The sequence below is a fragment of the Streptomyces sp. NPDC005496 genome (assembly GCF_042872045.1).
Taxonomy (GTDB): Bacteria; Actinomycetota; Actinomycetes; order Streptomycetales; family Streptomycetaceae; genus Streptomyces.
Map to the genome: position 1 here is coordinate 206358 of NZ_JBIAJQ010000014.1, position 23049 is coordinate 229406.

Sequence of the window (23049 nt, forward strand, 5' to 3'; positions counted from 1 at the left end):
GGGCGCTTCAGCCACGGCCGTCGTCCTCGGAGCCACCGGCGTCCACCGTGAACCCGATCACCGCCCCGCCCCCGTCCCGCGGGAAGGCGAAGGGCGCACCGCCGTGGGACGCGGCGACCTCCCGCACGATGGAAAGCCCCAGCCCGGAGCCCGGGCGGCTGCGGGCGTCCGCGGCGCGGTAGAAACGGTCGAAGACCCGGGTCCGGTCGCCCTCCGCGATCCCCGGCCCCCGGTCCCGCACCTCCACCCGCACCGTGCCGTGCGGAGCACCGGAGTCCCAGGGCCCCTCTCCCGGACCGCCGCCCGCCTCGACCGGGCGCCCCTCCACCACGATCTCGATCGTCCCCTCGCCGTCCGGATCGAACTTCGCCGCGTTCTCGACCAGATTCGACAGCGCCCGCTGGAGCGCGGCGGGCCGCCCGCCGATCCGGGTGTCACCGCTCGCGTGGACGGTGACGTCGCGACCCGTGCGCCGACGGGCGAGGACCGCCACGTCCTCGGCCGTCTCGGCGAGGTCCAGCGCGCGTACCGGCTCGGTGTCGGACTGGCCCGCCGCGAGCTCCACCAGCTCGTTGACCAGGTCGGTCAGCTCGCGTGACTCCAGCGCCAGGTCCGCGACCAGCTCCTCGCGGGCCGCGGGCGGCAGCTCGTCGATGCGGCGGAGCATGGAGATGTTCGTACGCAGCGAGGTCAGCGGCGTACGCAGTTCGTGGCCCGCGTCCTGGACCAGACGGCGCTGGTCCTCCTCGGAGCGGGCGAGCCTGCCGAGCATGCGGTCGAAGGAGCGCCCGAGCCGGGCCACCTCGTCGTGCCCGGTGACCGGCACCTGGATGCCGAGCCGCCCGGTGCGCGCCACGTCCTCGGCGGCCCCCGCGAGCCGCACCAGCCGCCGGGTGATCCGCCGGGCCAGCCACCAGCCGAACACCCCGGCCGCGACCACCACCGCCGACACCAGCAGTACGGTCCGCTGCTGGAGCTCGCGCAGCAGGTCCTCGGTGTCGCTGAACTCCTGGGCGACCTGCACCGCGCCGCGCCCGCCGCCCAGCGCGACGGTGGCCAGCCGGTAGCGGTCGTCGGCGACCTCGACCTCCCGGTGCTCGCGCAGGGTGCCGGCGGCGTCCGCGTCGGCGGTCAGCCGGTCGCCGGGTCCCACGGGCAGCGGCGGGCTGCCCCGGTCGGCGACCGTGCCGCCGGGGCCCAGCACCTGCACGTCCGTGCGGCCGGCCCGGATGAGGTCGTCGCGCGGGCCGTCGTGGTCGGGGTCCGTGGTCGCGAAGTCCGCCACCGTCAGCTGCCGCTGCCGCACCTGCTCGCGCAGGTTCTGGACGACCTGCGTGTACACGGTCTGCTCGTCCACCCGGACCAGCCGGGCGGCGGCGTCGTAGCTGAGGAAGCCGACGAGGACGGTGACGACGGCGGCCACGGCCGCGAAGGACACGGTGAAGGTCGCGCGCAGCGACGAGAGGGGCCGCCCGCGGGGCCGGCGCGGGGCGGCGCCCGCCACTCAGTCCTCCCTCAGGACGTATCCCACGCCCCGGACCGTGTGGATCAACGCCGGCGAACCCGGCTCGTCGAGCTTGCGCCGCAGGTAGCCCACGTACACGGCGAGGTTCTTGGAGCCGGGCCCGAAGTCGTAGCCCCAGATGCGGTCGTAGATGGTGGCGTGGTCCAGGACGATGCCCGCGTTGCGGACGAGGAGTTCGAGGAGCTCGAACTCGGTGCGGGTCAGTTCCAGCTCACGGTCCCCGCGCCATGCGCGGCGCGCCTGCGCGTCGATGCGCAGCCCGGCCGCCGCCACCTGCCCCCTCGGCCCCGCCGGTACGTCACCGGCGGCCCCGGGCGCGGCGGGGGCCCCGGAGCCGGTGCGGCGCAGCAGGGCGCGGAGCCGGGCGAAGACCTCCTCGACGTCGAAGGGCTTGACCACGTAGTCGTCGGCGCCCGCGTCCAGGCCCGCGATGCGGTCCGCCGTCTCGACCAGCGCGGTGAGCATGAGGACCGGCGTGCGGTCGCCCTCGGCGCGCAGCACACGGCACACCTGGAGGCCGTCGATGCCGGGCATCATCACGTCCAGGACCAGCACGTCCGGGGCCCTGCGGTGGGCCTGGGCCAGGGCCGCCACGCCGTCGGCGACCGCCGTCACCTCGTAGCCCTCCAGCGTCAGCGCGCGTTCCAGGGCGTGGCGGATGGCGCGGTCGTCCTCGGCGAGCAGCACGGTGTGGGGCACCCGCCCAGTCTGCCAAGGCCGCGCCCGCCCACCACCCGCCGTGACCCGCGCGGGCGCTGTTCTTACCGGCCTCTCACCCCGGCCGGTCCGGTGGCTTACCTCGCCGGACGACTGTGGGCGGTCAGTGAGGGACGGGCGGCCGTGCCGGTGCCGCGCCGGGAAAGGCAGCACATGCGGAACTGGACGGGTGAGGGGCGAGGGCGGCAGCTGAGGATCGTGTTCCTGCTGCACAACGCGTACGCCATCGGAGGCACGGTCCGTACGACGCTGAACCTCGCGTCGGCGCTGGCCGCCCGGCACGACGTGGAGGTCGTCTCCCTGTTCCGCCACCGGGACACCCCGCGCTTCGGCGTCGACCCGCGGATCAGGCTCGTACCGCTGGTCGACACCCGCGAGGGCAGTGCGGACCGGCTCGACCCGGCGTTCGCGCGGCCGGCCGAGGACTTCCCGGCCGAGGACCGGCGCCACCCGCAGTACACGCGGCTGCACGACCTGCGGGTCCGCGACCTGCTCGCGCGCCGCGACGCGGACGTGGTCGTCGGCACCCGCCCCGGCCTCAACGTCTACGTCTCCCGGTTCGCCCCGCGCGGGGCCCTGCGCGTCGGCCAGGAGCACCTGCGCCACGACGCCCACGGCAAGCGGCTGCGGGCCGTGCTCGCCCGCCACTACCGCAGGCTGGACGCGCTGGTGACGGTGACCGCGGCGGACGCGGAGGTGTACCGGACGCGGATGGCGCTGCCCGGGGTGCGCGTGGAGCCGGTGCCGAACATCGTGCCGGACGCGGGACTCGCGCCGTCGGACGGCTCGGCGAAGGTCGTCGCGGCGGCCGGACGGCTCGTCGCGGGCAAGCGGTTCGACCTGCTCCTGGAGGCGTTCTCGACGGTCGCCGCGAAGGAGCCCGAGTGGCGGCTGCGGATCTACGGCGGCGGGGCCGAGCGGGAGAACCTGCGCCGCCTGGCCGACCGGCTCGCGCTGACCGGGCGGGCCACTCTGATGGGGCCCGTCACGCCCATCGAGGCGGAGTTCGCCCGGGCGTCACTGGTGGTCAGCGCCTCGGACGCGGAGTCGTTCGGGATGACGCTGGCCGAGGCGATGCGGTGCGGGGTGCCGGTGATCAGCACGGACTGCCCGCTGGGCCCGGCCGCGATCGTCACGGACGGCGTGGACGGGCTGCTGGTGCCCGTCGGCGACGCCCGCGCCCTCGCCGAGGCGATGCTGGACCTGATCGCGGACGCGCCCCGACGCCGCGCGATGGGACGGGCCGCGCTGGGCAGCGCCCGCCGCTACGACGCCGCCGGGATCGTCGCACGCTACGAACTCCTCTTCGCCGAGCTGCGCGCCACCCGGCACCGGCGGGCCTGGGACCGCAATCGCGCCCGGGTCGCGGGCGCGGTCCGGCGCCGGTTCCGCGCGGCCGGCCACAGGATGCGCGCGCCCTGGGCCGGACGTCCGCGGAGTCCGGCCCGCACGGGAATCAGGCCCACGGCCCGGGAGACCTGAGACCCCGCCCCCCAAGGGCTCCACCGCCGCCCCGGACGTGGAGGGCTACCGGGTGCGCAGCGCGGCGAGGCGCTCCTCGAAGGGGATCACGGTCGCCCTCCCGGTGACGGCCCCGGTCGCCGGCACGACGTCCGGGTGCCCGTCGCGGCCCGCGGACTCCGGCACGGCGTCCTCGCGCGCGCCGGCCGCGCCCATGAGCCTCGCCAGTTCCCCGGCGGCCCGCTCGATCCGCTCGGCCAGTCCTTCGGCGCCCCAGTCCTCGGAGGCGGCGTAGACCCCGGTGGGGACGACCACGGCCCGCAGATACGCGAAGAGCGGGCGCAGGGCGTGGTCCAGCACCAGCGAGTGCCGGGCCGTGCCGCCGGTCGCCGCGACGAGGACCGGCTTCCCGGCGACCGCCTCCGCGTCGCCGGCGCTCAGCACGTCGAAGAAGGACTTGAACAGTCCGCTGTAGGAGGCCGAGAAGACGGGCGTGACGACGATCAGTCCGTCCGCCCCCTTCACCGCTTCGACGGCGGCGCCGAGCGCCGGGCCGGGGAAGCCGTTGGTGAAGTTGTGGGCGATCTCCACGGCCAGGTCGCGCAGTTCGACGAACTCGACCTCCGCCGAGGTCCGCCCGGCGGTCGCGGCGGCCAGCCGGTCGGCCAGCAGCCGCGTGGACGACGGGACGCTCAGTCCCGCCGAGACGACGACGAGCTTCATGCGCTCGGCACCTCCTCCTGGGTGCGGGCCGCGGCGAGACGCGCGGCGTGGGTCGGCGCGTCCGGCACGTCGGCCGGGCGGCCCTTGGCGAACTCCTCACGGAGCACCGGGACGACCTCCTCGCCGAGCAGGTCGAGCTGCTCCAGGACGGTCTTGAGCGGCAGCCCGGCGTGGTCCATCAGGAACAGCTGGCGCTGGTAGTCGCCCGCGTACTCGCGGAAGGCCAGCGTCTTCTCGATCACCTGCTGCGGCGAGCCGACGGTCAGCGGCGTCTGGTCGGTGAAGTCCTCCAGGGACGGCCCGTGCCCGTACACCGGCGCGTTGTCGAAGTACGGGCGGAACTCCCGTACCGCGTCCTGCGAGTTGTGCCGCATGAACACCTGGCCGCCGAGCCCGACGATCGCCTGTTCCGGCGTGCCGTGCCCGTAGTGCGCGTACCGCTCCCGGTAGAGCTCGACCATCCGCTTGGTGTGGTCGGCCGGCGAGAAGATGTTGTTGTGGAAGAAACCGTCGCCGTAGTACGCGGCCTGCTCGGCGATCTCCGGGGAGCGGATCGAGCCGTGCCAGACGAACGGCGGTATGCCGTCCAGCGGGCGCGGGGTCGCGGTGAACGACTGGAGCGGCGTGCGGAACCTGCCCTCCCAGGTCACTACGTCCTCGCGCCACAGGCGGTGCAGCAGCGCGTAGTTCTCCACGGCGAGGTTGATGCCCTCGCGGATGTCCTTGCCGAACCAGGGGTAGACCGGGCCGGTGTTGCCGCGCCCCATCATGAGGTCCATCCGCCCGTCCGCGAGGTGCTGGAGCATCGCGAAGTCCTCGGCGATCTTCACCGGGTCGTTGGTGGTGATCAGGGTGGTGGAGGTGGACAGCACCAGCTTCTCGGTGCGCGCCGCGATGTAGCCGAGCATCGTGGTCGGCGACGAGGGCACGAACGGCGGGTTGTGGTGCTCACCGGTCGCGAAGACGTCCAGGCCGACCTCCTCGGCCTTCTGCGCGATGGCGACCATGGCCTTGATGCGCTCGTGCTCGCTCGGCGTCCGCCCGGTCGTGGGGTCCGGTGTGACGTCGCCGACGCTGAAGATCCCGAACTGCATGGTCGCTCACCCTCCACAGGTTGTTTATAATTCAACTATACCGGCAAACGACGGGGCCCCCTCACCTATTCCACGCCCGCGCCGCCGACCGGCGCCTGTCGGTGCCGCGCCCTACCATCGCGCCATGGCCGCCCCACGCCGTGACACCCGCGGCATCGTCGACGCGGCGGAGCTCCTCGCCCGCGTCCGCTTCCGCCGCCACGAACCCGCCGAGCCGCTGCGCCCCTACCTGGAGCACTACTGGCTGATCGACTGGGACCTCCCCGAGCCGTACGCCTCGCACGTCGTCCCGCACCCCTCGGTCAACGTCGTCTTCCAGCGCTTCGAGGGCCGGGAGCCCTTCGGCGAGGTCTCCGGCATCGGGCTCGACCTGTTCACACAGAAGCTGGAGGGGCGCGGGCGGGTTTGCGGGATCAAGTTCAGGCCCGGCGGCTTCCGCCCCTTCGCGCCCGGCCGTTCCCTGACCTCGCTGACGGGCCGGCGGCTCGCGCTCGACGCGGTGTTCCCCTCGACGGAGGGCGCCACCGAGGCGGTACTCGGACCGGAGGACGAGCGGGCACGGGTGGCCGCGCTCGACGCGTTCCTCCTGGGCGTGGGCCCGCACCCGGACCCGCAGGCCGACCTGGCCATGGCCCTGGCCGACCGCATCCGGCGCGACCGCTCCATCCGCCGGGTCGCGGACTTCGCCCGCACGGAGGGTCTGTCGGTCCGCGCGCTGCAACGCCTCTTCTCGTCCCACGTGGGCGTCGGCCCCAAGTGGATCATCCTGCGCCACCGCATCCACGAGGCCCTGGAGCACGCGGAGGCCGCGGGGAAGGTGGACTGGGCCACCCTGGCGGCCGACCTCGGCTACGCCGACCAGGCCCACCTGGTCAGGGACTTCACGGCGACGGTCGGGGTCCCGCCGACGGCGTACGCACGGCGGGGCTGACCCACCGAACCGGCCGATCTCGGCCGGGGTCCCGCTGAGGGCGCACGGGCGGCGGGCCTCACCCGCAGAACCGGCCGACACGCCCGCCCCCCCCCTGCCCCGAATCCAACCGACACCCCCGCCCCCCTCACCTCGAATCCGGTCGACGCCCACCGCCCCGCCCGCCGCATCCGATTGACGCGCCCGCCCCCTCTTGCCCCCATCTCCCAATCCGGTTGACGGAGCCTGCCCTCATGCTTCACATTTATCTGCGTGACACAGATACTGCATGACACAAACAAGTCGGCGCATCCACCCGCCCGCGTCCGGTGGGCGATCCTCGCCGTCGTCCTCGCCGCCGACGTCCTGGACCTCCTCGACGCCACGATCACCACCGTCGCGGCCCCGTCCATCGCCCGGGACCTCGGCGGCGGCCCGGCCCTCGTCCAGTGGCTCGGCGCCTCCTACGCCCTCGCGCTCGGCGTCCTGCTCGTCCTCGGCGGGCGGCTCGGCGACGCGTACGGGCGCCGGCGCCTCTTCCTCACCGGGCTCGCGGGATTCACCGCCGCCTCCGTGGCCTGCGGCCTCGCGGGCAGCCCCGGGGTCCTCGTCGCCGCCCGGCTCGCGCAGGGAGCCTTCGGGGCGCTCGTCATCCCGCAGGGCTTCGGAATCCTCGGCGCCGTCTGGCCCCGCGACCAGATCGGCAAGGCGTTCAGCCTCTTCGGACCGGTCATGGGACTCTCCGCGGTCGGCGGCCCGGTGCTCGCCGGGTTCCTGATCGACGCCGACCTCGCCGGGCTCGGCTGGCGGCCGATGTTCCTCATCAACCTGCTGCTCGGCGGCGCCGCCCTCCTCGCCGCCGTCCGCCTGCTGCCCCGCGACACGGGAGACCGCACGGTCACCGTCGACGGACCGGGCTCCGCACTCCTCGGCGGCGCGATGCTCGGCCTGCTCGGCGGCCTCATCGAGGGGTCGGCCGGCGGCTGGACCCTGGGCCCCGCCCTGCTGCTCCTCGCCGGCACCGTCCTCTTCGCCGCGTTCTGCCACCGTCAGCGCACCGCCGACGACCCGCTGATCCGACCCTCACTGCTGCGCAACCGCGGCTTCACCTCGGGACTCGTCGTCGGCGCCGTCTTCTTCGCCGCCGTCGCGGGGCTCCTCTACGTCGTCTCCCTCTTCCTCCAGCAGGGCCTCGGCCGCTCCCCGACGGGCGCCGCCCTCGGCCTGCTGCCGCTGTCCGCGGGCATCGTCGTCGCCTCCATCGCCTGCTACCGCCTGATCGGCAGGTTCGGACGCCGGCTCGTCCTCGCCGGACTGCTGATCACCCTGACCGGGACGTCCTGGCTGCTCGCGCTGATCGCCGCCCGCGGCACGGACACCGCCGGCTGGGCGCTCGTCCCGCCGCTGCTCGTCGTGGGGCTCGGCATGGGCACCTGCTTCGGCACGGTGTACGACGTCGCGATCGGCGACGTCGCCCCCGACGAGGCGGGCAGCGCGGGCGGTTCGCTCGGCGCCGTCCAGCAGCTCGCCAACGCGGCAGGGGCAGCGGCCGTCACCGCCGTCTACTTCGGCACGGACGGCACACGGGCACACGCCACCGTGGTGAGCCTCGCCGCGGTCGCCGCCGTCACGCTCGTCTGCTGCCCCCTCGTACGGCTGCTGCCGCGCAACGCGCCTGAGCAGCGGCACTGAGCGCCCCTACGGGCCGTCGAGCGCGCCGTCCCTGAGGCGGGCGATCTGCTTGCCCGTGAAATCGACGGTACGGCGCATGTGGCCGATGATCAGGGCGAGTTCGGCGTCGTCCAGTCCCTCGAAGAGGGTGTACCAGCCGGCGCCCAGCCGGTCCCACATCCGCCCGAACTCCGCGAGCTTCTCGGGCACCGTCACCACGAGGACGCGCCGCCGGTCGACGGCGTCCCGCTCCCGTACGACGTAGCCCGCGCGCTCCAGGCGGTCCACGAGCCGCGTCGCCGAACCGGTGGTCAGCCCCGTCAGCTCCGCGATACGGCCCGTCGTGACGGGGGCCTCCTCCAGGCTCAGCAGGTTGAGGCACTGGAGGTCCGTGGGGTGCAGGTTCAGGTGGTCGGCGACGGCCTGGTTGAACAGGGCGTACGAGGCCATGTAGCGCCGTGACTCGACCGACAGCTCCGCCGTCAGCCGCTCCCGCCCGTCCCCGGCCATCACACCCACCTCCCGCAAAACCCCCATGCTACGCGCCCGCCCCGCACCTCCCCCGGCCCAAGGAACCCCTGGCAGCGGACGCCCACTCCCCTACGCACACCAGCCCCCGGCACCAGGGAGTACGGCCCGGCTGGGCCCACTCCCCTCGGTCACATCAGCACCCGCTGCCTGAGCTGGGCCGGCGCGGGACGGCGAACCCGGCGCTAACGGGGGTGCCGCCCGGGCGGGCCCACTCCCCCTCACCTGCATCAGCACCCAGCACTCGGGCCGGCGTCGAGGTGGGACGGCGAACCCGGCGCCAGCGGGTTGCCGCCTGCGCCCACCCTCCCCCACTCTCGGCTCCGCTCGAGCGGGGGGACCCCCATCGCCCCGAGCGGCACGATTGCCCGCAGCTAGGGCCACCGGGCCCGAGACCTCCGCAGCTCAGCCACCCACGACCGCAAGTCGCCATGGCACCGAAGGGGCCGTGCCGGTACATCAAATGGCCGTCGAGACGGGGACGTACCCGACCGAGGAACGCTGGTGACGGACGCCGACACCCACTACCGACGGCCGGATGTACCGGCACGGCCCCGACCCACCCACCGGACCGAAAGCGCCCGACGCCCACCGGACCCACACCTCAGAAGACGTAAGAGTCCCCCGTGTCCAACGCCAGCACCTGTTGGCGGTCGTTCTGGTGGTTCCGGTCCACCGCTCCCCCGCTCCACACCGTGTCGATCACCATCGTCACCTCGGTCGGCGCCCCCTTCAGCAGCACCCCCAGCCGGATCTCCTCCCCCACCCCGTCCGCCGCCAACGCCCCCGTCCGGCACACCACCGCCCGGACCCCGGCCCGCGCACACCCCTCCGGCAGCACCTGCCGGTCCGTCAACGGCACCGACCACCGCAACCGCACCGTCGCGTCCTCGACATCCGCCGGCCCGTGGTTCCGCGGAGTCATCCGCACGTCGACGCGCCCGCCCGCCATCTCCACGTACCCGTGATAGGCCAGGTCGGCCTCCGGCACCCCACGGACCGCAGCCGCCGCAGACCCACCCGCACCCCCGACCACCGGCAGAGCCCCCAAGGCCAGCCCCAACCCCAACGACAACGCACGCACCCCGCGCATCCGACTCTCCTCACCTCGCCCGCGCGCCTCACCTCGGCACCCCCGCATACATCCCACCCGCACCCCCGAACGAGACGCCGCCCATCAGGTGAGCCCCCGCATGCCAGAGTGACCGCATGTCCGTGCTCCGCTCCGCCGCCCTCTTCGTCCTCGCCGCGCTCTTCGAGATCGGCGGCGCCTGGCTGGTCTGGCAGGGCGTACGGGAGCACCGCGGCGCCCTGTGGATCGGCGCCGGCGTGATCGCCCTCGGCGCCTACGGGTTCGTCGCCACGCTCCAGCCGGACGCGGAGTTCGGCAGGATCCTCGCGGCGTACGGCGGCGTGTTCGTCGCCGGCTCGCTGGCCTGGGGCGCGGTGGCGGACGGCTACCGCCCCGACCGCTGGGACATCACGGGCGCCCTGGTCTGCCTCGCCGGCATGGCGATCATCATGTACGCCCCCCGAGGCGGCAACTGACCCCGCCCCCGCCGCCCGCCCACACCCCCCACCTATCCTGGCGCCAGACCCCAGCACACCCCGCACACCACCAGACGCACCGCACCGCGGCCCACAGGACCGCGGACCACCGCACCGCACCGAGGAGCAGCCGTATGACCCCCGCCGCCGCATCCCGTATCGCCGTAGTCACCGGTGCGAGCAGCGGCATCGGCGCCGCCACGGCACGGCAGCTCGCCGCGGCCGGCTACCGCGTCGTGCTGACCGCCCGCCGCAAGGACCGCATCGAGGCGCTGGCGGAGGAGATCGGCGCGGCCGGCGGCCAGGCGACGGCGTACGCGCTGGACGTCACGGACCGTGCCGCGGTCGACGAGTTCGCGTCGGCCTTCCAGACGATCGGCGTGCTCGTCAACAACGCGGGCGGCGCCCTCGGCGCGGACCCGGTGGCCACCGCCGACCCCGCGGACTGGCGCCGGATGTACGAGACGAACGTGATCGGCACGCTGAACGTCACCCAGGCCCTGCTGCCCGCGCTCACCGCGAGCGGCGACGGCACGGTCGTGGTGCTCTCCTCGACGGCCGGCCACGGCACGTACGAGGGCGGCGGCGGCTACGTCGCCGCGAAGCACGCGGAGCACGTGCTGGCCGAGACCCTCCGCCTGGAGATCCTCGGCACGCCGGTCCGGGTCATCGAGGTGGCGCCCGGCATGGTGAAGACGGACGAGTTCGCGCTGACGCGGTTCGGCGGGGACGCGGAGAAGGCGGCGAAGGTGTACGCGGGCGTCGCCGAACCGCTGACGGCGGACGACGTGGCGGAGACCATCACCTGGGCGGTGACCCGCCCGAGCCACGTGAACATCGACCTGCTCGTCGTCCGCCCCCGGGCCCAGGCGTCGAACACGAAGGTCCACCGGGAAGCGTGATGCCGGACGAGCACCGGCCCACCCCGGAACCGGGCGCACCACACGCCCCGGCTCCGGGGCCACCGCCCGACCCGGCCACGGGTCCACCGCCCGGCACGGCCCCGGGTCCAACGTCCAACCCGATCCCGGGGCCCCCACCCAACCCCGAACAGCGCCGCCTGGCCGAGGAGACGAAGAACGAGCGCTACGTCTGGTGGTACCTCGCCTACTTCCTCTTCGGCATCCACATCGTCGCGTTCGTGATGATCTACGCCGTGATGCACGCCAAGTAGGCACGCCACGCCGGTAATCGCCGCGCGGCACGGCGAACCCCCGTTCTACGCTGGCGCGTTGTGAACAGACACATACCCTTCGCCCGCCTGCACAACTTCCGCGACCTGGGCGGGTACACGACCGCCGACGGCAGGACGGTACGCAGCGGCATCCTCTTCCGGGCCGACTCGCTGGGCAAGCTGGCCGGCGACGGCGAGGAGACCCGGGCCGACCGGGAGCGCTTCCTCTCCCTGGGCATCCGCACGGTCGTGGACCTGCGCTACCCCTGGGAGATCGAGGCGAAGGGCCGCGTCCCGGAGCACCCGTCCCTCACCTACCACAACCTGAGCATCGAGCACCGGCCGTACGACCAGCCGTCCCTGGCGGCGTCCGTCGACCCCGGCCCGTACCTCGCGGAGCGCTACGCGGAGGTCGCCGAGGACGGCACGCGGGAACTCCGCGAGGTGCTCCAACTGATCGCGGAGGCGGGCGAGTCGGAGGCCCCGCTGGTCTTCCACTGCGCGTCCGGAAAGGACCGCACGGGGCTGGTGGCGGCCCTGGTCCTGTCCCTCCTGGGAGTCCCGGAGAAGACAGTCGTCGAGGACTTCGCCCTGACGGAACTCGCGACGGACCGGCTGATCGCGGACTGGCGGGCGGCGAACCCCGACCGGGCACTGACCTGGCCGGGCTACGGCAGGGCACCCGCCGAGGTGATGACGCTGTTCCTGGCATCCCTGAACGCCCGCTACGGCTCGGTGCGTTCGTACGCCACCCACACCCTGCACCTGGACCCCACCCTCACGGAGTCACTCCGGGCGACACTCCTGGACTGAACGCCCGCTCCATCGCCGGACGGCGTTGTCACAACGGGTGATCCCTCAGATCGGTGACCGGCCGGACGGCGTTGTCACAACGGGTGATCCCTCGGATCGGTGACCGGCCGGACCGCGAGCAAGGTCGTCCTCGTCACCCACACGCGTGAACGGATTCGATCACCAGGACAAGCACAGAACAGGCGACCTAGGCTCGCGCCACACAGGAACGGACCGCCTTCGCCCGGGGCGTCCGCCCGCACGAGGGCCCGACCGACCAGAAAGGCCGGCGCACGCATGGACGAACCCGAACCTGACACGCTGAGCGACGCCCTGGCGGACGCTGCGGGCGTGCGCACCTCACAGTTCATGGACTTGCGAAACCCTCAGTACGCCTACATGTTCGGCTTCCTGCAGGCCGACGGACACCTCGCCGCGGGCACGGGGCAGAAGGGCCGTCTGACGGTCGAGATCAGCGCCCGTGACGTCGGGATCCTCCGGGAGTTCCAACGGCTGACTCCGTACAGCAGCAACATCACCGGACGCACTCGTGCGACGAACTTCTCGGCTTCACACCATTCGGTGAGCTGGAATCTGTGTGCCCTGGAGGCGCGGACCCGGCTGGCCGAACTCGGTCTGCCCTATGGACGCAAGTCGTCCGTCATCAAGCCGCCGCGCGGCGCGTTCTCACGGCGCGACTACCTCCGGGGTGTGATCGACGCCGACGGGTCGGTGGGGTTCGCGGGCAACGGTCTCCCCTTCGTCTCCCTGACCACCGCCAGCACTGCCATCGGCGCCTATCTGTGCTTCTACGTCAGAAAGCTCACAGGCGCCGAACGGTCGATGAGGCGCAACGCCCGCGACGGCATCTACAACCTCATTTACACGAAGGAAGCCGCCCGGGAACTGGCAGCCCACCTGTACTACCCGGGATGTCTCGCGCTGGACCGCAAGCGAGATGCCGCCGCGTCCCTCCGCTCCTGGTCACGTCCCGTCGGCATGCGCGTCGCGCCCGACCGCCGCCGCTGGACCGAATCCGAGGACCGGATGCTGCTGGCGTGGGGCGACGACGTCACCGCGGCGGCGAAGCGACTCGGCAGGACCGAGAAGAGTTGCGCCATCCGTCTGTGGCGACTGCGCACCGGCAGGACGCCCCCGCCCTCCGGCATCTGACCGACGACACGCGCGAGGCCACCGCATGTCGGGGCCTCGCGGCGTCAGCCCTTCACACAGATGAACTGCTTCAGCTTCGCAACGACCTCCACGAGGTCACGCTGCTGCTCCATGACCTGCTCGATCGGCTTGTACGCACCCGGGATCTCGTCCACGATGCCCGAGTCCTTACGGCACTCCACGCCCCGCGTCTGCTCCTCCAGGTCCTTCGTCGTGAACCGGCGCTTCGCGGCGTTCCGGCTCATGCGCCGACCCGCCCCGTGCGAAGCGGAGTTGAAGGCCTTCTCGTTCCCGAGACCCTTGACGATGTACGAACTGGTGCCCATGGAACCGGGAATGATCCCGAACTCCCCGTTGCCCGCGCGGATGGCGCCCTTCCGCGTGACGAGCAGATCCATACCCTCGTACCGCTCCTCCGCCACGTAGTTGTGGTGGCAGGAGATCTCCTGCTCGAAGGTCGGCTTCGCCTTCTTGAACTCCTTGCGGATGACGTCCTTCAGGAGCGCCATCATGAGGGCGCGGTTGTACCTGGCGTACTCCTGCGCCCAGTAGAGGTCGTTCCGGTAGGCGGCCATCTGCGGCGTGTCGGAGACGAACACGGCAAGGTCGCGGTCGACCAGGCCCTGGTTGTGCGGAAGCTTCTGCGCGACACCGATGTGGTGCTCGGCCAGTTCCTTGCCGATGTTCCTCGAACCGGAATGCAGCATCAGCCAGACCGCGCCCGACTCGTCCAGACAGGTCTCGATCATGTGGTTGCCGGAGCCGAGCGTGCCCATCTGCTTCGTCGCCCGGTCCTGACGGAACTTCACCGCGTCCGCCACTCCATCGAACCGGCCCCAGAACGCGTCCCACCCGGCCGTGGCCATGCCGTGGAAGCCGCCGGGCTCGACCGGGGAGTCGTGCATCCCGCGGCCCACCGGGATGGCCTGCTCGATCTTCGAGCGGAGCCTGAAGAGGTCGCCCGGCAGGTCGTTGGCGGTGAGCGAGGTGCGGACCGCCGACATCCCGCAGCCGATGTCGACCCCGACCGCCGCCGGACACACCGCGTCCCGCATGGCGATGACGGAACCGACCGTCGCCCCCTTGCCGTAGTGCACGTCCGGCATGACGGCGAGGCCCTTGATCCACGGCAGCGTCGCCACGTTCTGGAGCTGGCGCAGCGCGACGTCCTCGACCGAGGCCGGGTCGGTCCACATACGGATCGGAACCTTCGCGCCCGGCACTTCCACGTACGACATATCGTCCTCATTCCCCCGGAAAACCAACAGAAGTCTTTAATCGCAAAACCGGCGCCAAGATCGACGTATGAGACAACGGACCGGCGTCCACGGCGTTGCGTGCGATACACATTGTTCCCAGCGGCCGCCCCCGGGCGGCAACCGAATAACCACAGGACACCCGCCCAGGACCGACCCGGGGCCCCGTCGAGAGGAGTCTGACCGTGCAGCGGAAGGCGTACGTACCGGGCGCCGCCGTGCTCCTCGCGGCACTGCTGGCCGGCTGCACGGGCAGCTCGGACGGCGGCGACACACCGCCCGACTCGAAGCCGGGCAACTCCACGACGTCGGCCGCGGCGGCCCGTCCCGGCAAGTACCGCACCCTTCCGGAGCCGTGCGGCGCGATCGGCCAGGACTCCCTCGACGCACTGCTCCCGGGGATCGAGGGGATCACCGACGAGCGGCAGCGTGAGAAGGCGTACGCGGGTGAGGCGACGCTGACGTACGACACGGACCGCAAGGTCGGCTGCCGCTGGAAGGTGGAGTCGGCGGACGCGACGGACCACCTCCTGGTCGACTTCGAGCGGGTGGTGTCCTACGACGGCGGTGTCAGCGACGACAGCAGGGCGGCGACCGTCTACGGCACCCAGGAGGAGGCGGCGGACCTTCCCGAGCCGTCCGGCGACCAGGCGTCCGGCTCGTCCGACGACTCCCCGTCGGACGGTTCCTCCTCCGGTGACTCCCCGTCGGAGGACTCCGGTTCGGGCGACGAGGAGACCCCCTCGGGTTCCGCCGAGGGCGCGGGCGGCGGCGACGCGGTCAGCCCCTCCGGCTCGGCCGGCGAGAGCGGGACCCCGGCCGCCCTCCAGCCCCGTACGCTCGACGGGCTCGGCGACGAGGCGTTCCTCGACGACGAGCTGAGCGCGTCCGGTTCGACGGCCCGGCGGCGCACGGTGACTGTGGTGTTCCGCACGTCCAACGTGATCGTGACGATCCGGTACGAGGAGCAGCCGGCCCGGGTCGGCGTGGTCCCGGACAGCGAGGAAATGCAGGACAGGGCCCGGAATCTGGCGGAGGACCTCGCCGAATCGCTCAACTCGTAGCGGACCGCGCGGGGCTCGGGGCCCGTCCGGCCGTCCCCCCGGAAGCCGACCGTGCCTCGCGCTCACCGCGTACCGTGGCCCCTCGGACCGGACGGTCGCACGCCCCATGTGCGTCCGCACCACGAGCGTCATGAGTGAAGGAACCATGCACCGACCCGTACAGCGAGCCCCGCGAGACCGGCGAGTACTGCGACTTCCCCGCATCCTTGTGTGCGCCGCCGCCGTCCCGGTGATGCTCGTCGCCGCCGGCTGTTCCTCGGACTCCGGCTCCGGCGACGACGCGAAGAAGAGCGCCGAGCAGAGCCCGAAGGCGTCCGCGAGCGCCACGGCCGAGGCGATCGAGCCGGCCGCGTACGCGAAGCTGCCCGAACCGTGTTCGGTGGTGTCGAAGAAAACGCTGGGCGACCTGGTCCCGAAGGCGAAGAAGTCGGGCAACGAGGGCAAGTCGGACGATCTGTCGATCCGTGGCAACTGCTACTGGGACAGCCTCGACAGCAACGGTGTGAAGGGCTCGCAGTACCGCTGGCTGAACGTGGCGATGCTGCGCTTCGAGTCGGACGCGCGGGGCGGGGGCGACAAGCTCGCGCACGACTACTACGAGAAGCAGGTCGCGGGCGCGCAGGCGGTGACCGGCGCGAAGAACACGAAGTCGGAGCCGGTGTCCGGGACGGGCGACGAGGCGACGGCCGTGCGGTACGAACTGAAGAAGAAGGAAGGCTCGTTCAGGCAGCAGACGGTCGTGACGCGCGTGGAGAACGTCGTCGTCACGGTCGACTTCAACGGCGCGGGTCTCGCCGGTGACAAGGCGCCGGACGCCGGTGACCTGATGAAGGACGCGCGGAAGGCGGCCAAGGAGGCGGTGGCCGCGGTGGCCGCCGCGAACGGGGACGGCGGGGGCGCCTCCCCGTCGAAGTCGCCGTCCAAGTCGCCGTCGAAGTCCGCGTCGAAGACCCCGGACAAGACGGCGTCGAAGACCCCGACCAAGTCCGCGAGCAAGGCCGCCGCCAGGAAGAGCTGACGCACCGCGACGGACGGGCGGCCCCGGGCCGGCGGAGCGAGGATCCGCCTGCCGGCGCGCCGCCCGGCCCGGCCGGCCGGAGGAGTCCGGTCCTCGCGCGAGCCGGCCTCCAGCCGTACCGCTCACCCGTCCGGCGTACACATGTGCCACCCTGTTGCGCGCAACAACACGCAAGGGGAGGGGATTACGGGTGGCTGGCCCACTGCAGCTCACACGGATGCACCGCATTCTCATCGGCGTGGTCGTCGCCGGAGCGGTGGTCATCGCCGGTATCGGCTTCGCCGGTTCGTACGCGGCCGTCCGTGAGCTCGCCCTTCAGAAGGGCTTCGGGAACTTCAGTTACGTCTTCCCGGTCGGAATCGACGCGGGCATCTGCGTGCTGCTCGCCCTCGACCTGCTGCTGACCTGGATCCGCATCCCCTTCCCGCTGCTGCGCCAGACGGCATGGCTGCTGACGGCGGCGACGATCGCGTTCAACGGCGCCGCGGCCTGGCCGGACCCGCTGGGCACCGGCATGCACGCGGTCATCCCGATCCTGTTCGTCGTGTCGGTGGAGGCGGCCCGGCACGCCATCGGCCGGATCGCGGACATCACCGCCGACAAGCACATGGAGGGCGTCCGCCTCACCCGCTGGCTGCTCTCCCCGCTGCCGACCTTCCTGCTGTGGCGGCGGATGAAGCTGTGGGAGCTGCGCTCCTACGAGCAGGTGATCAAGCTGGAGCAGGAACGTCTCGTCTACCAGGCCCGCCTGCGCTCCCGCTTCGGCCGCGCCTGGCGCCGCAAGGCCCCCGTCGAGTCGCTGATGCCGCTGCGCCTGGCGCGCTACGGCGTCCCGCTCGCCGAGACCGCGCCCGCCGGCCTCGCCGCCGCCGGCATCGAGCCGGTGCTGCTGCCGCCGGTACCGCGCCAGCCGCAGCTGGACGCGCCGGCCGCGGACCACCGGCCCGCCGTCGCCCCGCCCGCACCGCGACAGGACGGGCCCGGGGCGGGACCGCAGCGGCAGTCCGGGGACGGCCGGTACGAGGAGGAGCCGGAGTACGGGCAGGAGGAGTTCCAGCCCGAGGAGAGCCCGTGGTTCGCCGCGCCTCCTCCCACGGAGATCGTCTACGAGGGCGGCTACGACCCCACGTACGTCCCCGAGGAGCAGTACGAGCAGTGGTACGAGGAGCAGCAGTCGCAGCGGTACGAGCCCGGCCCCGAGGAGACGGGCAGCTTCCCGATCCCGGCGGGCCCGGGCCGCACCCGTCAGCTGGGTGAGGGCGGCGCCCCGGAGCCGGAGCAGCTGCCGATCCCCGGTCCCCGTGAGGAGCAGTCGCCGCTCGCCGACGAGAAGTCCCGCGAGGAGAGCTTCTACCAGGTGTTCCGGCAGTCGATCATGCCGGGCCAGGGGCTGCCGACGAAGGGCGAGTTCGGCGGCAACGTCGAGGCCACGTACGGCGTGACGCTGACGGACAGCGAGCTGAAGCGCTACATGAACCGCTTCCAGAACCGTTTCAACACGGAGCTGGAGGAGGACCACATCGCCTAGAGGCTCTACGACGAGAGGGGGTGCCCGGTGGTCACCGGGCACCCCCTCTCGTCGTACCGGCCGTCAGGCCCCGAGCAGCTTGCGCACCCGGTCCTGGCCCACCGCGAGGAGCAGCGTGGGCAGCCGCGGGCCGGTGTCCCGGCCGACCAGCAGGTGGTACAGGAGCGCGAAGAAGGTGCGCTGGGCGACCTTGATCTCCGGCGGGAGTTCCTTCGGGGTCGCGTCGGCGGAGAAGCCGGCGCGGACCTTCGGGACGCCGTAGACGAGGTGGGTCAGCCCGTCCAGCGACCAGTGGTCGTCGAGGCCCTCCAGGAGCAGCCGCAGGGACTCGCGGCCCTCGTCGTCGAGGGAGGCGAGCAGTTCGGCGTCGGGCTCGGCGCGGACGACGGTGCGCTGCTCGGCGGGCACCTGGGTGTTGATCCACGCCTCGGCGCGGTCGAGCCGGGGCCGGACCTCGTCCAGGGACGCAAGCGGGTTCTGCGGGTCGAGCTCGCTGAGGATGCGCAGGGTCTGGTCCTCGGCGCCGGCGGTGATGTCGGCGACGGAAGCGAGGGTGCGGTACGGCATCGGGCGCGGGGTCCGGGGCAGTTCCCCGGCGGCGGTGCCGACGGCCCGGGCGTGCGCGGCGGCGTCGGCAGGCAGCGCGGAGCCGTCCGCGACCTTGGCCTCCAGCTTGTCCCACTCGTCGTAGAGCCGCTGGATCTCCTGGTCGAAGGCGATCTTGAAGGACTGGTTGGGGCGGCGGCGGGCGTAGAGCCAGCGCAGCAGCTGCGGTTCCATGATCTGCAGCGCGTCGGCCGGGGTCGGCACGCCGCCCTTGGACGACGACATCTTGGCCATGCCGCTGATGCCGACGAACGCGTACATCGGGCCGATCGGCTGCTTGCCGCCGAAGATCCCGACGATCTGCCCGCCGACCTGGAAGCTGGACCCCGGGGAGGAGTGGTCCACGCCGCTGGGCTCGAAGACGACGCCCTCGTACGCCCAGCGCATCGGCCAGTCGACCTTCCAGACCAGCTTGCCGCGGTCGAACTCGTTCAGCCGGACCGTCTCGGAGAAGCCGCAGGCCGAGCAGGTGTAGGCCAGCTCGGTGGTGTCGTCGTCGTAGGACGTGACGGTGGTCAGGTCCTTCTCGCACCGCCCGCAGTAGGGCTTGTACGGGAAGTACCCGGCGGCGGAACCGCTGCCGTCGTCCTCGTCGGCGGCGCCGGAGCCCTCGGCGGCCTCCAGCTCGGCCTCGTCGAGGGGCTTCTGCGACTGCTGCTTCTTCGGCGGGGCCTTCTTGGTGCGGTACTGCTCCAGGATCGCGTCGATGTCCCCGCGGTGCTTCATCGCGAAGAGGACCTGCTCGCGGTAGACGCCCGAGGTGTACTGCTCGGTCTGGCTGATCCCGTCGTACTCGACGCCGAGCGCGGCCAGCGACTCGGTCATCGCGGCCTTGAAGTGCTCGGCCCAGTTCGGGTACGGCGAGCCGGCGGGCGCGGGCACGGAGGTCAGCGGCTTGCCGATGTGCTCGTTCCACGAGTCGTCGACGCCGGGGATGCCGAGCGGGACCTTGCGGTACCGGTCGTAGTCGTCCCAGGAGATCAGGTGGCGCACGGTGTACCCGCGGCGGCGGATCTCGTCGGCGACGAGGTGCGGGGTCATGACCTCGCGGAGGTTGCCGAGGTGGATCGGGCCGGAGGGGGAGAGCCCGGACGCGACGACGACAGGTTTGCCCGGGGCCCGGCGCTCCGACTCCTCGATGACCTCGTCCGCGAAACGGGAGACCCAGTCGGTGGTCTCGGTGCTCTGAGCCACGATCGGCACGTCCTTCTTTCTCATACGCCAGTACGGCTGACGGGCACCATTCTCCCAGCTCGGGCCTGAACCGCGAAAACGGCTTTTCACCGCGTGGGATACTGGGTTCCCTGTCCTCAGCAACTCCTGGAACCCGAGCAGAACGGCATCACTCCATGGCCTCGGTCACGTCCCTCACCGCTTCCGTCCACCAGCGCCTCGCGGACGCCCTCTCGGCAGCACTGCCGGAGGCCGGTTCCGCGGACCCGCTGCTGCGACGAAGCGACCGGGCCGACTTCCAGGCCAACGGCATCCTGGCGCTCGCGAAGAAGGCGAAGGCCAACCCGCGCGAGCTGGCGACGCAGGTCGTGGCGCGGGTCGAGTCCGGTTCCGTGATCAAGGACATCGAGGTCTCCGGACCCGGCTTCCTGAACGTCACGGTCACCGACGCGGCGATCACCGGGAACCTCGCGGAGCGGGCCGCCGACACCGAGGGCCGCCTCGGCGTGCCGCGGGCCGAGCACCCGGGCACCACGGTCATCGACTACGCGCAGCCGAACGTGGCCAAGGAGATGCACGTCGGTCACCTGCGGTCCGCGGTGATCGGCGACGCGGTCGTGCGGATGCTGGAGTTCACCGGCGAGTCCGTCGTGCGGCGGCACCACATCGGCGACTGGGGCACGCAGTTCGGCATGCTCATCCAGTACCTGATCGAGCACCCCCACGAGCTGGACCACGAGGGCGGCGAGGTCTCCGGCGAGGAGGCCATGTCGAACCTGAACCGGCTCTACAAGGCCTCGCGGGCGCTCTTCGACTCCGACGAGGAGTTCAAGACGCGGGCGCGGCGCCGGGTGGTGGACCTCCAGGCGGGCGAGCCGGAGACGCTGGCCCTGTGGCAGCGGTTCGTGGACGAGTCGAAGATCTACTTCTACTCGGTGTTCGACAAGCTCGACATGGAGATCCAGGACGCGGACGTGGTCGGCGAGTCCGGCTACAACGACATGCTGGACGAGACGTGCCGCCTCCTGGAGGAGTCGGGCGTCGCCGTGCGCTCCGAGGGCGCGCTGTGCGTGTTCTTCGACGACGTGAAGGGCCCGGACGGCAACCCGGTGCCGCTGATCGTGAAGAAGTCGGACGGCGGCTACGGCTACGCGGCGACCGACCTGTCCGCGATCCGCGACCGCGTCTTCAACCTGAAGGCGTCGACGCTGATCTACGTGGTGGACGCCCGGCAGTCCCTGCACTTCAAGATGGTCTTCGAGACGGCGCGCAGGGCGGGCTGGCTCAACGACGACGTGAAGGCGCACCAGCTCGCGTTCGGCACCGTGCTGGGCAAGGACGGCAAGCCGTTCAAGACCCGTGAGGGCGAGACGGTCCGCCTCGTCGACCTGCTGGACGAGGCGATCGAGCGGGCGACGGCCGTCGTGCGCGAGAAGGACACCCTGGGGCAGCTGTCCGAGGAGGACATCGCCGAGCGGGGCACGCAGGTCGGCATCGGCGCGGTGAAGTACGCGGACCTGTCGACGTCCGCGAACCGCGACTACAAGTTCGACCTGGACCAGATGGTCTCGCTGAACGGCGACACCAGCGTCTACCTGCAGTACGCGTACGCCCGGATCCAGTCGATCATCCGCAAGGCGGGCGACGTCGCCCCGGTGGCGCACCCGGAGCTCGAACTGGCCCCGGCCGAGCGCGAGCTGGGCCTGCACGTGGACCGGTTCGCGGAGACGGTCGCCGAGGCCGCCGCCGAGTACGCCCCGCACAAGCTGGCGGCGTACCTGTACCAACTGGCGTCGCTCTACACGGCGTTCTACGACAAGTGCCCGGTCCTGAAGGCGGACACCCCGGCGCAGGTGGAGAACCGTCTGTTCTACTGCGCCGTCACGGCCCGCACGCTGCACCAGGGCATGGACCTGCTGGGCATCCGGACGCCCGAGCGCCTCTGACCAACCCGGGCCCGGCCACCGCACGGTGACGGCCCCGGCAGGCCGGCATGACCGTCCCGCCGGGGCCGTCTTTGCCTGCCGGGTGCCTTCGCGTCAGGCGTAGTAGTGGATGGTCCCCCGCAGGGCGGGTTCGGCGCCCTCGCAGTGCTGGACGAAGGTCGCCGCGAGCGCCGTCACGGTGCCGTCGTCGTCGCGCGCGAGCCTCGTGACGGTGAACTCACCGGTGGTGGTGTTGCAGCCGCGCCCGTTGCCGTACACGTCGAGTCCGGCGACGCCCTCCCCGCTGCCGCGTTCGGCCCGGTAGGTGCGGCCCGCCTCCAGCCGCTCGCCGGTGGGCGGGGTGAGCAGCGCCGTGGCGTACTCGCGCCTGCCGGACACGTCGTACTGGACGCCGTCGCCCCACGGGCGCAGGGCGAAGGTGCTCCTGGCGCCGGTGTGCGTGAGGTGCGCTCCCTGGCCGATGTAATCACCGGGATCGCTGGTCCAGGCGTAGGACAGCGGCAGGGCACGGTACTTGACGACGCCCTTGAGCGCGGGGGCGTCAACACGCTCGCACCGCTGGGTGTAGCCGGCGTCCAGGACGGTGACGGCGCCCGACGCGTCCGTCTCGATCTGGTTGACCGAGAACTGCCCGTGGACCTCGTTGCAGCCGCGCCCGTCGCCGGACACGTCGAGACCGGGCGCGCGGCCGGTGCGGAACGCGGCCCGCTCGGCGTCGCGGTAGACACCGGGGCGCAGCTTCTCGCCGATGGGCGCGGCGAGTTCGACCTCCCACCGGCCGGCGTCGCCGGACACGCGCACGCGGACCGACTCCGCCGTCCCCTGCACGGTGATGGTGGCCGTCCTCGGCGTGAAGACGACGCTGCCGCCCTGTCCGACGGAGTCCCCGGCCTCGCTGGTGTGGCTGTACCTGGTCACCGGCGTCGGTACGCCCGTGACCGCCTGCGCGGGTGCGGCCAGTGCCGTGACGAGCCCGATCGTCGCGGTCAGGGCGGCCGTACCGCCGGTCAGAAAACGCCGCCATCCTGTGCTGCTGCGCACGGATGTGTCCCCCTCCGTGAGAACGGGCGCCCCGGCTGGACACCCGTTCCCCTGTTGTAACTCCCGGCACCGCCCACCGACTGCCGGAATCGAGCCAACTC

The 23049-nt window shown here is 72.2% G+C and carries 21 protein-coding genes; 12 read left to right on the forward strand and 9 right to left on the reverse strand.

The window, feature by feature from the left end; genetic code table 11:
* Positions 1–7: 7 nt before the first annotated feature.
* Both ACFYQQ_RS35165 and ACFYQQ_RS35170 read right to left on the reverse strand, forming a co-directional pair.
* Entirely contained in the window at positions 8–1504 is a 1497-nt protein-coding gene (locus ACFYQQ_RS35165) for a HAMP domain-containing sensor histidine kinase (protein ID WP_356242397.1), read from the reverse strand.
* Entirely contained in the window at positions 1505–2224 is a 720-nt protein-coding gene (locus tag ACFYQQ_RS35170) for a response regulator transcription factor (protein WP_355786874.1), read from the reverse strand.
* A 207-nt stretch (positions 2225–2431) separates the two neighbouring features.
* On the opposite strand from ACFYQQ_RS35170, the gene ACFYQQ_RS35175 reads away from it, so the two are divergent.
* A complete protein-coding gene (locus ACFYQQ_RS35175; protein WP_355786877.1) occupies positions 2432–3724 on the forward strand; it encodes a glycosyltransferase family 4 protein in 1293 nt (430 codons plus the stop codon).
* A gap of 45 nt (positions 3725–3769) precedes the next feature.
* Here ACFYQQ_RS35175 and ACFYQQ_RS35180 read toward each other — a convergent pair whose 3' ends face one another.
* Together ACFYQQ_RS35180 and ACFYQQ_RS35185 are read right to left on the reverse strand one after the other, a co-directional pair.
* Positions 3770–4426 (reverse strand): FMN reductase, encoded by a 657-nt coding sequence (locus ACFYQQ_RS35180; RefSeq protein ID WP_355786871.1) that lies wholly within the window; start codon positions 4424–4426, stop codon positions 3770–3772.
* Positions 4423–5520, reverse strand: a complete 1098-nt coding sequence (locus tag ACFYQQ_RS35185) for an LLM class flavin-dependent oxidoreductase (protein WP_355786868.1) — start codon at positions 5518–5520, stop codon at positions 4423–4425. The genes ACFYQQ_RS35180 and ACFYQQ_RS35185 overlap by 4 nt, the downstream gene beginning before the upstream one ends.
* Before the next feature lie 124 nt (positions 5521–5644).
* Between ACFYQQ_RS35185 and ACFYQQ_RS35190 the strand changes: the two genes are divergently transcribed.
* Positions 5645–6451, forward strand: coding sequence for a helix-turn-helix domain-containing protein (locus ACFYQQ_RS35190; RefSeq protein ID WP_355786865.1), 807 nt, complete (start codon positions 5645–5647; stop codon positions 6449–6451).
* A 252-nt stretch (positions 6452–6703) separates the two neighbouring features.
* The gene (locus ACFYQQ_RS35195) at positions 6704–8122 is read left to right on the forward strand and encodes an MFS transporter (RefSeq protein WP_388906611.1); all 1419 of its coding nucleotides are present in this window, start codon (positions 6704–6706) and stop codon (positions 8120–8122) included.
* Between the two features lie 6 nt (positions 8123–8128).
* On the opposite strand, the gene ACFYQQ_RS35200 is transcribed toward ACFYQQ_RS35195, so the two are convergent.
* Both ACFYQQ_RS35200 and ACFYQQ_RS35205 read right to left on the reverse strand, forming a co-directional pair.
* The gene (locus ACFYQQ_RS35200; protein ID WP_355795541.1) at positions 8129–8611 is read right to left on the reverse strand and encodes a MarR family winged helix-turn-helix transcriptional regulator; all 483 of its coding nucleotides are present in this window, start codon (positions 8609–8611) and stop codon (positions 8129–8131) included.
* 622 nt (positions 8612–9233) lie between these two features.
* Positions 9234–9620, reverse strand: coding sequence for a hypothetical protein (locus ACFYQQ_RS35205; RefSeq protein WP_355779321.1), 387 nt, complete (start codon positions 9618–9620; stop codon positions 9234–9236).
* A gap of 218 nt (positions 9621–9838) precedes the next feature.
* Between ACFYQQ_RS35205 and ACFYQQ_RS35210 the strand changes: the two genes are divergently transcribed.
* The 5 genes from ACFYQQ_RS35210 (at position 9839) to ACFYQQ_RS35230 (ending at position 13316) form a co-directional block, all read left to right on the forward strand.
* The gene (locus ACFYQQ_RS35210; RefSeq protein WP_355779324.1) at positions 9839–10177 is read left to right on the forward strand and encodes a YnfA family protein; all 339 of its coding nucleotides are present in this window, start codon (positions 9839–9841) and stop codon (positions 10175–10177) included.
* A 134-nt stretch (positions 10178–10311) separates the two neighbouring features.
* On the forward strand, positions 10312–11079 hold the full coding sequence (locus ACFYQQ_RS35215; protein WP_355779327.1) for an SDR family NAD(P)-dependent oxidoreductase: 768 nt from the start codon (positions 10312–10314) through the stop codon (positions 11077–11079).
* Positions 11079–11351, forward strand: a complete 273-nt coding sequence (locus tag ACFYQQ_RS35220; RefSeq protein WP_355779330.1) for a hypothetical protein — start codon at positions 11079–11081, stop codon at positions 11349–11351. The genes ACFYQQ_RS35215 and ACFYQQ_RS35220 overlap by 1 nt, the downstream gene beginning before the upstream one ends.
* Positions 11352–11411: 60 nt before the next feature.
* A complete protein-coding gene (locus ACFYQQ_RS35225; RefSeq protein WP_355779332.1) occupies positions 11412–12164 on the forward strand; it encodes a tyrosine-protein phosphatase in 753 nt (250 codons plus the stop codon).
* Positions 12165–12440: 276 nt separating this feature from the next.
* The gene (locus ACFYQQ_RS35230; protein WP_388906616.1) at positions 12441–13316 is read left to right on the forward strand and encodes a hypothetical protein; all 876 of its coding nucleotides are present in this window, start codon (positions 12441–12443) and stop codon (positions 13314–13316) included.
* A gap of 44 nt (positions 13317–13360) precedes the next feature.
* Here the strand turns inward: ACFYQQ_RS35230 and ACFYQQ_RS35235 are convergent, their stop codons facing one another.
* A complete protein-coding gene (locus ACFYQQ_RS35235; protein ID WP_355779335.1) occupies positions 13361–14554 on the reverse strand; it encodes an RtcB family protein in 1194 nt (397 codons plus the stop codon).
* A 203-nt stretch (positions 14555–14757) separates the two neighbouring features.
* On the opposite strand from ACFYQQ_RS35235, the gene ACFYQQ_RS35240 reads away from it, so the two are divergent.
* The 3 genes from ACFYQQ_RS35240 to ACFYQQ_RS35250 all read left to right on the forward strand — a co-directional run bounded on the left by ACFYQQ_RS35240 (position 14758) and on the right by ACFYQQ_RS35250 (position 18182).
* Positions 14758–15636, forward strand: coding sequence for a DUF3558 domain-containing protein (locus ACFYQQ_RS35240; RefSeq protein WP_355779338.1), 879 nt, complete (start codon positions 14758–14760; stop codon positions 15634–15636).
* 145 nt (positions 15637–15781) lie between these two features.
* Positions 15782–16654 carry a DUF3558 domain-containing protein gene (locus tag ACFYQQ_RS35245; RefSeq protein ID WP_356175554.1) on the forward strand — a complete coding sequence of 291 codons (873 nt, stop codon included), beginning with the start codon at positions 15782–15784 and terminating at the stop codon, positions 16652–16654.
* Positions 16655–16844: 190 nt separating this feature from the next.
* Positions 16845–18182, forward strand: coding sequence for a DUF2637 domain-containing protein (locus ACFYQQ_RS35250; protein ID WP_355779344.1), 1338 nt, complete (start codon positions 16845–16847; stop codon positions 18180–18182).
* A 63-nt stretch (positions 18183–18245) separates the two neighbouring features.
* Here ACFYQQ_RS35250 and lysS read toward each other — a convergent pair whose 3' ends face one another.
* Complete coding sequence (gene lysS, locus ACFYQQ_RS35255) at positions 18246–19991, reverse strand: lysine--tRNA ligase (RefSeq protein ID WP_355779347.1); 1746 nt, start codon at positions 19989–19991, stop codon at positions 18246–18248.
* Positions 19992–20137: 146 nt separating this feature from the next.
* Here lysS and argS point away from each other — a divergent pair, with 146 nt between their 5' ends.
* Positions 20138–21907 (forward strand): arginine--tRNA ligase, encoded by a 1770-nt coding sequence (gene argS, locus ACFYQQ_RS35260; protein WP_355779349.1) that lies wholly within the window; start codon positions 20138–20140, stop codon positions 21905–21907.
* A 93-nt stretch (positions 21908–22000) separates the two neighbouring features.
* Here the strand turns inward: argS and ACFYQQ_RS35265 are convergent, their stop codons facing one another.
* Positions 22001–22948: a hypothetical protein gene (locus ACFYQQ_RS35265; RefSeq protein WP_355793546.1), complete on the reverse strand. Its 948-nt coding sequence runs from the start codon at positions 22946–22948 to the stop codon at positions 22001–22003.
* Positions 22949–23049 lie beyond the last annotated feature (101 nt).